The following is a 10,572-nucleotide window of genomic DNA, read 5'->3' on the forward strand; positions in this document are numbered from 1 at the left end:
GGGCGGGGGCCGTCGTCGTGTGTTCGTACGGTCGGGGGTCAGCCGCGCTGGATGCCCGCCGTGTCCTGGAGGACGCCACGGCGGCCGTCCTGCGTCTGGGCGATCAGGCCGGGTCCGCGCTGCTCCACCGCGAGGTACCAGGTGCCGGGCGCGAGTTCGGCGATCGGCGTGGGTGAGCCGTCCTCGCCGTACAGCGGACGGGCCACCGGAACCGCGAACCAGAACGGCGCGAAGTCCGGGGCGGCACCGGCCTGCGGCGCGGCGGGACCGGGCTGCACGGGCTGCTGCCCGCCGTAGGAGGGCTGCCCCTGACCGGGCTGCTGGCCCCCGTACGGCTGGGGCTGCTGCTGGGCGGCGCCCGGGTAGCCGTAACCGGACTGCGGCTGCCCGCCGTACGGGGCCGCCGGGGCCGCCGGGCGCGGGGCGCCGAGGAGCGGGGCCCTGAGGGCGGGTACGAGTTGGGAGCAGACCGCGCCCGCGGCCAGCAGGAGCGTGGCGATGAAGCCGAGGATCAGTCCGGTGCCCGCGTCGATGCTCACCCCGTCGGCGTTCAGCGGGCCGGCCGGGTCGAAGATCGCGCCGAGTGCGGACCAGGCGGCGAAGACGGCGAGGGCGATGCCCAGGTGGCCCAGCTCGATTCCGATGACCTTCGGGGGCCTCGGCAGCAGATGGGAGAGGGCGATCAGTGCCGCGCTGATGATGCCTGCGAGGTAGACGCCCATGAAGAGGGAACCGTTGTCCCAGGCGGTGAGATCCCCGCAGCTGGGGCCTGAGCAGTCGATCGTTTCCAGGAACGAGGCGATGAACAGCAGTACCGCTGCTCCGATCACCACGCCGTCGCCTCGACTGAGGGAGCGGATGTTCACGTAACAAGTCCTTCGTCGGTCGTCTCATCGGGGCGGTCGTCGCTGCCGCCGCAGGCGGTGTGCACGGCGCGGAGCTTAGGGGGTGACTCCCCATCGTAGGGGTGAATCTATCCTCTGCCCGATCCGGCCGTCTGCTCGGCATAAAGAGTCATATCCGATCGGGGGCCTGATCACGATCCTGATCACGATTCTGCTCACGACCGTCCGAGCAGGTGTCCGCGGAGTCCGTCCGCGATTCCCCGGGCCGCCTTCTGCCGCCAGTCGGAGCTGGTCAGCAGAGCGGCGTCGCGTGGGTCACGCATGTTGCCGCATTCGATGAACACCTTGGGCACGGTGGACAGATTGAGCCCGCCCAGATCCTCGCGTACGACCAGACCGGTGCCGCCGCCCACGTAGTTGGACGGCTCGGTGCCCGTGGCGTGTGCGAACGTCGTCGCGATCCGTTCGCCGAGGTCACGCGAGGGTCCGACGATGGCGGTGGTGTCCGCCGCGCCCGCCTTGACGAGGCCGGGCAGGATCAGATGGAAGCCCCGGTTGCCCCGGTCCGATCCGTCGGCGTGGACGGAGACGACGGCGTCCGCGCCCGCCTTGTTGCCGACACGGGCGCGCTCGTCGATACAGGGACCGAAGGGCCGGTTGCCGTCATGGGTGAACCGGACCGTCGCGCCCTGCTTCTCCAGCAGGGTGCGCAGGCGCTCGGAGACATCACGGGTGAACGCGGCTTCGATGTAGCCGTCATTGGTCGAAGTGCCCGTTGTATCGCATTCCTTGCGGTTGGTTCCGATATCCACGAGCTGATTGATCTCGGTGGTGTGCCGGAAGTTTCCGGGATTGTGACCTGGGTCGATCACGACGGTCCTGCCGGACAGCGGGCCGCGCCCCGCCCCGGCCCCCGGGCTCCCGTCGTTCCCGCCGCCCGGGGCGGGCGGTGGCCGTTCGGAGCCGTCCGCCCGTGACGGCTGTGCCGTGGGCGACTGCGGCCCGGCCCCCGGCTGTTTCCCGGCCTTCGACTGCGGGCCGGTCCCCGACTGCCAGACGAGCCAGCCGGCCAGGGCGGCCGTCAGGAGGACGCCGACGGCGAGGATCGCGGGCCCTCGGCGGCGGGCGCTTCCGCCCCGGCCTCCGCGCTCGTCGAAAGGGTGGTTCTGGTCGTGCTGCACGTCCGCGATGCTAGCCCGGACCTTCGGTTTCCCGGCCCCGTACGCCGCAGGACGCGCAGCGAGTCCGTCGCCGACACCTCGGTGAACGCGCCGGAGGCCAGCGCCCGCTGGTGGACCCGGTACGGGGCCTGCCCGCCGTCGGCCGGGTCCGGGAAGACATCGTGGATCACCAGCAGCCCGCCGTCGGCGACCCAGGGCGCCCACCCTTCGTAGTCGCCGCCCGCGTGCTCGTCGGTGTGGCCGCCGTCGATGAAGACCAGCCCGAGCGGGGCGCCCCAGAGCCGGGCCACCTGCGGGGAGCGGCCGACGACGGCGACGACATGGTCCTCCAGACCGGCCCGGTGCAGGGTGCGCCGGAACGTCGGGAGAGTGTCCATCCGCCCGACCTCGGGGTCGACAACGCCCGGATCGTGGTACTCCCACCCCTCCTGCTGCTCCTCGCTGCCCCGGTGGTGATCGACGGTGACGGCGGTGACCCCCGCGCCCCGCGCGGCATCCGCGAGCAGAATCGTCGAACGCCCGCAGTACGTCCCCACCTCCAGCAACGGCAGCCCGAGCGCACCGGCCGCGACGGCTGCGGCATGGAGAGCGAGCCCCTCGGCGAGGGGCATGAAGCCCTTGGCTCCCTCGAAGGCGGCGAGCGTCTTCGGGTCGAGGGCGGTGGCGGGGGTCGCGGTCATGGGGGCTGCGGTCATGGGGGCCGCGACCACCGGGGTTGCCGTGGAGGTCGCCGTGGGGTTCTCCAGGGCGTTCGTGGCGGCGTTCGTGGCGGCGTTCGTGGCGGTGTTCTTGGCGGCGTTCTTCACGGCGTTCTTCACGGGGTCGGCGGTCATGGAGATGTTCCTCCTGGTCGTACGGGTGCCGGGGCGCCCATGGTGTCTGATGCCACCGGGGCTCGCCGTCACGGGGCGTGGGGGCCCGCGCCGTCGCGGGGCGTCCGGGCCGGCACCAGGGCTCTCCGCGCCGGATCCAGGACCTGTCAGCGCCCGCACCAGGACGTCTCCGCGCCGGCGGAGGTCCTAGGACCTGCCGACCGCGTCCGTACATCGATATCCGGATGTACGGCCCGATCGACTGCTGAGACCATGACACTCATGGCCCAAGCCCCCACCGACACCCAGCACTCCCGCATACCGACCCCCACCGCCCGGCCCGCACGCACCTGGCTCGTCGTGTTCGCCGCGTGTGCCGGGCAGTTCCTGGTCGTCCTCGACGTATCCGTCGTCAATGTGGCGCTGCCCTCCATGCGCGCCGACCTCGGGCTCTCCACCGCCGGGCTCCAGTGGGTGCTCAATACGTACGCCATCGCGTTCGCCGGGTTCATGCTCCTCGGTGGGCGGGCGGCCGACATCTTCGGGCGCAAGCGGACCTTCCTCGCCGGACTCGGGCTCTTCACGGCCGCCTCACTGGCGGGCGGTCTCGCGCAGGAGGGCTGGCAGTTGCTGGCCGCCCGCGCCGTGCAGGGCCTGGGGGCGGCGGTCCTCGCGCCCGCGACCCTCACCATCGTGACCGCCACGGTGCCGCCGGGACCGGCGCGGACCCGGGCGATCGGCACCTGGTCGGCCGTGGGCGCGGCGGGCGGGGCGGCGGGCGGATTCGTCGGCGGGGCCCTGACCGATCTGCTCTCCTGGCGCTGGGTCCTGCTGATCAATGTGCCCGTGGGGGCGCTGGTGCTGATCGGCGCGGCCATCTGGCTCACCGAGGGCCGCGAGGCCACGGGCCGCAGGCTGGACCTCCCCGGCGCGGTCCTCGTCACCAGCGGTCTGGCCGCCGTGGCGTACGGCATCGTGCAGACCGAGGAGTCCGGCTGGACCGCGTCCGCCACCCTGCTGCCGCTCCTCGGCGGTCTCGCCCTGCTCGGCCTCTTCACGATCGTCGAGGCGCGCACCGCGGCCCCGCTGATGCCGCTGAAACTGTTCCGCTCCCGGGCGGTCAGCGCGGGCAATGTGACCATGATGGTCATCGGCTCGGCCTCGTTCGCCATGTGGTTCTTTATGACGGTGTACGCCCAGAACGTGCTCGGCTACACCCCGCTGAAGGCGGGCCTCGCCCTGATCCCCAGCTCGGTCGCCGTGATCGTCGGCTCGAAGCTGGCACCCCGGCTGATGGCCCGGGCCGGTGCCGCGAACGTCGCCGTCATCGGCACGCTGATCGCCGCGACCGGATTCGGCTGGCAGTCCACGATGACCGCCGACGGGACCTTCCTCACCGCCATTCTGGGGCCGGGCATCCTGATGATGACGGGCATCGGGCTCGCCGCGACCCCCCTCGCCACCCTCGCCACGGCGGGCGGCGAACCGGGGGACGCGGGACTGGTCTCCGGCCTCGTCAACACCTCCCGGACCATGGGCGGCGCGCTCGGCCTCGCCGTCTTCTCCACGGTCGCGGCCTCCCGCACGGCGGGCGGTACGACCCCGGCCGAACTGGCCGCCGGATACGCCCTCTCCTTCCGCGCGGCCACGGGCCTGCTGCTGGCGGGCGCGGTCCTGATGCTGATCTGGCTGCCGCGGCGAACGGAGCCGTAGCGACCCGGGGCAGCCCGAGTCGCGGAGCCGCGCGCCGGAGCCGGAGCGGCCCGCGCCCGGAGCCGTACCAACCCACGCCCGGCCCCCGCCCCACCGGGTGGCTCGCCGGGTGGCTCGCCGGGTGGCTTCGCGGCTACAGCCAGCCCTGACCGCGCGCGGCCCGTACCGCCTCGCCCGCCGCCCGCGTGCCCGTCTTGGCGATCGCCGAGGCCAGGGCGGTCCGTACGACCGGTTCCGGCAGCCGCAGTTGCCCGGCGATCTCCACGGTGCTCGCGCCGTCCACCGCCGCGTTCAGCACCTCCCGCTCCCGCGAGGTCAGCGGGCAGGGGAGCGCGTCCAGACCGGCGGCGGCCAGCGCCGGGTCGAACACGGTCTCGCCGGTCAGTACCCGCCGGATCGCCCGGATCAGCTCCTCCACCGGCCCGTCCTTGATCAGAAAACCCGCCGCACCGGCCTCCAGCGCCCGCCGCAGATAGGCCGGCCGCCCGGATGTCGCCATGATCAGCACCCGGCAGTCCGGCACCTCGTCCCGCAGCCCGGCGGCGGCGTCGAGCCCGCCCAGCCCCGGCATCCCGATGTCCAGCAGCGCGACATCGGGCCGTACGTCCTGGGCCATCCGTACGATCTCGTCCCCCCGGCCCACCTGGGCGACGACCTCGATGCCCTGCTCCATCCCGAGCAGCAGCGCGAGGGCGCCGTGCGCCGTACCCCGGTCCTCGGCGAGAAGGACACGTACGGACCGGACGGGGCGCTGGCTCGGGGGCATCTCTTCCACGGCCCAAGCGTAGGCCCGCCCCGTACGGATGACCTGGGACGGCACGGCCGCACCAGGGTCTGACGTACTGTCATTCCCACATCTGCACAGAGGGCCAACCGGCCCTGGAACGCCTTCTGGAACGGGTGCCGGGACCGGTCCTGTACGACCTCGGTGCGGGGGACGGTGCGGACGGCCGCGCCGAGGCGTCCGACGCACGGGGCCCGCGCCCCGAACGGGCCGAGCCATTCGGGGCGGCGCCCGCCCTCAGGGATCGAACCCCAGGGATCGAACCGCAGGGATCGAACCCCAGGAACACTCAGCGGGCCCGGGGCCCCGGGGCGCGAGCCGGAGGCTCAGGTCCCCGAATCCGCCGCGCCGGACTCCCGGCGATGCTTACCGTGCGGCTCCGTCGCCGCATCCTCCGCCGCCGCAACCCCCCGGTGCTTACCTGCGCCGCCGGCCTCTATCCCGTACGCCCCCTGAGGACGCTCGTGAGCCGTATCGGTACGGGCTTCAGACATGTGGAAAATACCCCCGTCGTATTCGCGATGACCGGTCGCCGAGACAACGCCGCGGCGACGCCGAACAACTGGCAGGCCGTAGAGTTTAACGAAGCCCCACGCGCCCCATGAGAGGTGCCTGCTGCAAAGGAATGGGCTTCCACGGCATCGCGTCACCGCCCCCGTCCGACCTGGGCGTTTCCCCTACGGCTCGCTCCGGCCCGGCCCCCGCCACCACCGGAACGCCCGCCTCCGGCGAACGCGCTCCCGCGTCCCCGGCGTCCCCTTCGTCTCCCGCATCTCCCGCGTCTCCCTCGCCCCCCACGTCACCACTCCGCTCCCACGCCGACGCCGCGTCCACGCCCGCCACCCCGCAGGGCACCGCCCCCGTCGCGTACGGCAGCCGCAGCACGCCCTCGGCGCTCCACAGTCCGGCCCCCGCCAGCCACCCCTCCGGCGCGGGCAGTTGACACAGCTTCCGGTCGGCGGGGCGCCACAGACCCAGCCAGTTCCCCGCCGCCCCGTCGATCCGCAGCGCCACCGCGCAGCTCTCCGGCATCAGTACCTGGCCCGGCTGGGCCGCGAAGGGGGTGACCGCGCAGTCGGGCAGCCGAAGACACTCGGGGAAGCGCACCGGGCGCAGGCTCCCCAGGACCCCCCACCCGAGCCGGTCGTGCCCCGGGGCGTTGGAGCGCAGCAGCAGCAGGCCACTGTCGGGGTCGGCCAGCAGCAGCCGGTCGTCGCTCTCCTCGGTGATCTGGAGGAGGGGGGTCACCTCGCCGCCGCGTTCCAGATCGACCGCCACGGCCTTGACCGGACCGCCGTCCAGCCGCCGGTCGAGGGCGAGCATCCGGCCCGTACGGTCGAGCCAGACACCACCGGAGCAGTGCCCCGGCACCTCGGCGACGTACTCCGGGCCGAACGCGCCACCGGCCACCAGCCAGATCGCCGTCGACCTGGCGCCCGGCGCGATGGCGTACGCGCGCGTGCCGTCCGGCGCCGGCGGCAGGAGCGTCAGTTCGGTGGACTCGACACCGCCGAGAGGCAGTTCACCGGTTCCGGGGCCCGTCGGGTACAGCAGCGAGAAGAGGTGCCGCCCCAGCACCCGGCGACGGATCAGCACCCGCCCGTCGGTGAGCGGCAGCAGATCGGTGTCGCGCTCCTCCGGCTGGTCGAGCGGCAGCGGTACGGCGTAGGGCTCGGGCCCGTCGAGCGTCCACCGCTCGGGGAACAGGGCCTCCCCGTCCCCCGCGAGCCGGGCCGCGTAGGCGCCGTCCGCGGTGATCGTGATCCCCGTACGCCCCACGGTCGCGCCCTCCGCGGCGGTCTCGATGGCACAGGCTGTCATCGGCTCGTCACCTCCGGCCACGAAGCTAGGTTCGCACTTCCTGCCGAACAACACGAGAACCGTCTGTTCACACATAAGAGTGGGCATGGGGGGATTTACCTGCCCGGAGAGGGGCGGTTGTGCTCGTGCCGGGGGCGGGCTGTGCTCACCCCAGGGGCGGTTGCGCTCGTGCCGGGGGCGGTGTCCGGAGTCGTCCGGCGTGGCGCACCCGGGCGCTCCACCGGACCTCCGGGAGCACCGCCTGTCCTCCTCTGCCCCCTCTGCCCCCTCTGTACCCTCTGTACCCCGCCGCCGCGCACGCTCCGGGCGATAGGGACCCGGTACCGAACCCGGTATCGGACCCACCGCCGGGCAATAGTCGTCTTTTCCGACCGGCCTTGTGGACAGCGCAGGCCGAGGGGGCGAGGAGCGCGGGTAACCTGTTTTCCGTGCCCCGTCTCTCCGAAGTCATCGCAGCCCTCGACCGCCTCTGGCCCCCCGACCGGGCCGAGGCGTGGGACGCGGTCGGCACGGTCTGCGGCGACCCCGACGCGGAGATCCGGCGCGTCCTGTTCGCCGTCGACCCCGTTCAGGAGATCGCCGACGAGGCGATCGCCCTCGGCGCCCAGTTGATCGTCACACACCACCCGCTCTATCTCCGGGGTACGACGACGGTCGCGGCGGGTCATTTCAAGGGCCGGGTCGTCCACACCCTGATCAAGCGCGATATCGCCCTCCATGTCGCGCACACCAACGCCGACACCGCCGACCCGGGTGTCTCCGACGCCCTCGCGGGCGCGCTCGACCTGCGGGTCGTCCGTCCCCTGGTGCCGGACCCCGGTGACCCGGCGGGCCGCCGCGGGCTCGGCCGGATCTGCGAGCTGGACCATCCCGAGACGCTCGCGCAGTTCGCCGAGCGCGCCGCCAAGCGGCTCCCCGCGACGGCGCAGGGGGTGCGCCTCGCGGGCGACCCCGAAACCCTCGTCCGGACGGTCGCGGTGAGCGGCGGCTCCGGCGACAGCCTCTTCGACGCCGTGCGCGCGGCGGGCGTCGACGCCTTCCTCACGGCGGATCTGCGCCACCACCCGGTCTCCGAAGCCACCCAGCACTCCCCGCTCGGGCTGGTGGACGCCGCGCACTGGGCCACCGAGTGGCCCTGGTGCGAGCTGGCCGCCGCGCAGCTCGACACCCTCTCCGACCGGCACGGCTGGGACCTGCGGGTCCATGTCTCGCACACGGTCACCGATCCCTGGTCAACCCGTATCTCTTCTCCTGGAGCCCCCAACTGAACGCCGCGCCCGCCGACCAGATCCGACTTCTCGACGTCCAGGCCCTGGATGTCCGCCTGTCGCAGCTCGCCCACAAGCGCAGGTCGCTCCCCGAGCACGCCGAGATCGAGTCCCTCACCAAGGACCTCACGCAGCTCCGCGATCTGCTGGTCGCCGCGCAGACCGAGGAGAGCGACACCGCCCGCGAGCAGACCAAGGCGGAGCAGGACGTCGACCAGGTGCGCCAGCGCGCTGTCCGTGATCAGCAGCGGCTGGACTCCGGCGCGATCTCCTCCCCCAAGGACCTGGAGAGTCTCCAGCGCGAGATCGTCTCCCTCGCCAAGCGCCAGGGTGACCTGGAGGACGTCGTCCTCGATGTGATGGAGCGCCGCGAGTCCGTGCAGGAGCGGGTCGCCGAGCTGACCGAGCGGGTCACCTCCGTCCAGGCCAAGACCGATCTCGTCACCGCGCAGCGGGATGTGGCGCTCCAGGAGCTGGACGACGAGACCGGCTCGGTGACCAAGGAGCGCGAGGCGATCTCCGCCGTCATCCCCGCCGATCTGCTGAAGCTGTACGAGAAGCTGCGCGTCCAGCAGGGCGGGGTGGGCGCCGCCCGGCTCTACCAGCGCCGTTGCGAGGGCTGCCGGCTGGAGCTGAACATCACCGAGGTCAACGAGGTGCGCGCGGCCTCGCCCGACACCGTGCTGCGCTGTGAGAACTGCCGCCGCATTCTGGTCCGTACCGCCGAGTCCGGTCTCTGATGCGCAAGTTCGTCGTCGAGGCGGACGGCGGGTCCCGGGGCAACCCCGGCCCCGCGGGCTATGGCGCCGTGGTGCTCGACCCGGCCACCGGGGAGACGCTCGCCGAGGCCGCCGAGTACATCGGGGTCGCGACCAACAATGTCGCCGAGTACAAGGGCCTGGTGGCGGGCCTGCGGGCCGCCCGCGCCCTCGATCCCGAGGCGTCCGTGCATGTCCGGATGGACTCCAAGCTGGTCGTCGAGCAGATGTCGGGCCGCTGGAAGATCAAGCACCCCGATATGAAGCCGCTGGCGGCCCAGGCCGCGGGTGTCTTCCCCGCGTCGGCCGTGTCGTACGAGTGGATCCCGCGCGAGAAGAACAAGCACGCGGACCGGCTGGCCAATGAGGCCATGGACGCGGGCAAGAAGGGCAAGCAGTGGGAGCCCTCGCGTTCCACGGCCGAGCTGAGCGCCAGGGACACCTCGGCGGCCCGGGTCGTCGGTGACGCGGCGGCCGGTGCGGCGAAGGCCCGCGCGGCGCTGTCGGGCGGCCGTCCGGAGCGGGACGCCGCCGTTTCGCCTGCCGTCGGCTGGGGGCCGTCCGCCGACCTGGGCACCCCGGCGACGTTCGTCCTGCTGCGCCACGGCGAGACCGCCCTCACCCCGGAGAAGCGGTTCTCGGGCAGCGGCGGCGGTGATCCCTCGCTCTCCCCGGTGGGCCTGCGCCAGGCCGAGTCGGTGGCCGCCGCGCTCGCCGCGCGCGGCACCGTACAGGAGATCGTCAGCTCTCCCCTGACGCGCTGCCGGGAGACCGCGAAGACGGTGGCCGCCCGGCTGGGTCTGGACGTCCGGATCGAGGACGGGCTGCGCGAGACGGACTTCGGCGCCTGGGAGGGACTGACCTTCGCGGAGGTCCAGGAGCGTCATGGCGAGGACCTCGCCGCATGGCTCGCCTCCCCCAAGGCCGCCCCGACCGGGGGCGGGGAGAGCTTCGCCACGGTCACCCGCCGCGTCGCAGCCACCCGCGACCGGCTCGTGGCCCGGTCCCCGGGGCGTACCGTCCTCCTCGTCTCCCATGTCACCCCGATCAAGACCCTGGTCCGTCTGGCCCTCGGTGCCCCGCCCGAGTCCGTCTTCCGGATGGAGCTGTCGGCGGCGTCCGTCTCCGCCGTGGCGTACTACACGGACGGCAATGCCTCGCTCCGCGTCCTCAACGACACCTCCCACCTCCGCGCATAACCGCACGGCCCGGCCGCACGCCCCGGTCCTGCCCTGGCGGGCGCCCCCGTCCTGCCCTCATGCGGGCGCGGGGCCGGTCGCCGGGATTGGGCCCGGCGGGCGCCGGGCAGGCCGCCCGGTTCGTGGGTGTCCCGGCCCGCCGGGCCTCGGGAGGCGGGCCGGGCCCTGGGTCAGAGGGCCGGGCCTACGGG

At 73.2% G+C, this 10,572-nt stretch carries 8 protein-coding genes and 1 pseudogene; 4 read left to right on the forward strand and 5 right to left on the reverse strand.

The features are described from left to right. Positions 1 to 38: 38 nt before the first annotated feature. The 3 genes and pseudogenes from ACWF94_RS21745 to ACWF94_RS21755 form a co-directional block, all read right to left on the reverse strand. Entirely contained in the window at positions 39 to 866 is an 828-nt protein-coding gene (locus tag ACWF94_RS21745) for a hypothetical protein (protein WP_453490773.1), read from the reverse strand. 194 nt (positions 867 to 1,060) lie between these two features. Then, positions 1,061 to 2,026: an N-acetylmuramoyl-L-alanine amidase gene (locus ACWF94_RS21750; RefSeq protein ID WP_453490776.1), complete on the reverse strand. Its 966-nt coding sequence runs from the start codon at positions 2,024 to 2,026 to the stop codon at positions 1,061 to 1,063. Positions 2,027 to 2,055: 29 nt separating this feature from the next. Further along, positions 2,056 to 2,706: pseudogene (locus tag ACWF94_RS21755) on the reverse strand (class I SAM-dependent methyltransferase); the annotation flags it as partial. A 405-nt stretch (positions 2,707 to 3,111) separates the two neighbouring features. Between ACWF94_RS21755 and ACWF94_RS21760 the strand changes: the two are divergent. Continuing rightward, positions 3,112 to 4,551, forward strand: coding sequence for an MFS transporter (locus tag ACWF94_RS21760; RefSeq protein WP_453490778.1), 1,440 nt, complete (start codon positions 3,112 to 3,114; stop codon positions 4,549 to 4,551). A gap of 133 nt (positions 4,552 to 4,684) precedes the next feature. Here the strand turns inward: ACWF94_RS21760 and ACWF94_RS21765 are convergent, their stop codons facing one another. Then, the gene (locus ACWF94_RS21765; RefSeq protein ID WP_453490790.1) at positions 4,685 to 5,317 is read right to left on the reverse strand and encodes a response regulator; all 633 of its coding nucleotides are present in this window, start codon (positions 5,315 to 5,317) and stop codon (positions 4,685 to 4,687) included. Between the two features lie 597 nt (positions 5,318 to 5,914). Beyond that, entirely contained in the window at positions 5,915 to 7,156 is a 1,242-nt protein-coding gene (locus ACWF94_RS21770) for a hypothetical protein (protein ID WP_453490781.1), read from the reverse strand. Between the two features lie 428 nt (positions 7,157 to 7,584). On the opposite strand from ACWF94_RS21770, the gene ACWF94_RS21775 reads away from it, so the two are divergent. The 3 genes from ACWF94_RS21775 to ACWF94_RS21785 are packed head-to-tail and all read left to right on the forward strand — an operon-like array spanning position 7,585 to position 10,381. Continuing rightward, entirely contained in the window at positions 7,585 to 8,424 is an 840-nt protein-coding gene (locus ACWF94_RS21775; protein WP_453490784.1) for a Nif3-like dinuclear metal center hexameric protein, read from the forward strand. Then, positions 8,421 to 9,164: a zinc ribbon domain-containing protein gene (locus ACWF94_RS21780; protein ID WP_453490793.1), complete on the forward strand. Its 744-nt coding sequence runs from the start codon at positions 8,421 to 8,423 to the stop codon at positions 9,162 to 9,164. The genes ACWF94_RS21775 and ACWF94_RS21780 overlap by 4 nt, the downstream gene beginning before the upstream one ends. Continuing rightward, complete coding sequence (locus ACWF94_RS21785) at positions 9,164 to 10,381, forward strand: bifunctional RNase H/acid phosphatase (protein ID WP_453490787.1); 1,218 nt, start codon at positions 9,164 to 9,166, stop codon at positions 10,379 to 10,381. The genes ACWF94_RS21780 and ACWF94_RS21785 overlap by 1 nt, the downstream gene beginning before the upstream one ends. Positions 10,382 to 10,572: the final 191 nt, after the last annotated feature.

The sequence above is a fragment of the Streptomyces sp. NPDC055078 genome, from assembly GCF_053607985.1.

Bases quoted from the DNA above. Each gene is read 5' to 3' on its own strand.
- ACWF94_RS21770 (WP_453490781.1), bottom strand. From the start codon at position 7,156: ATGACAGCCTGTGCCATCGAGACCGCCGCGGAGGGCGCGACCGTGGGG.
- ACWF94_RS21765 (WP_453490790.1), bottom strand. From the start codon at position 5,317: ATGCCCCCGAGCCAGCGCCCCGTCCGGTCCGTACGTGTCCTTCTCGCC.
- ACWF94_RS21785 (WP_453490787.1), top strand. From the start codon at position 9,164: ATGCGCAAGTTCGTCGTCGAGGCGGACGGCGGGTCCCGGGGCAACCCC.
- ACWF94_RS21760 (WP_453490778.1), top strand. From the start codon at position 3,112: ATGACACTCATGGCCCAAGCCCCCACCGACACCCAGCACTCCCGCATA.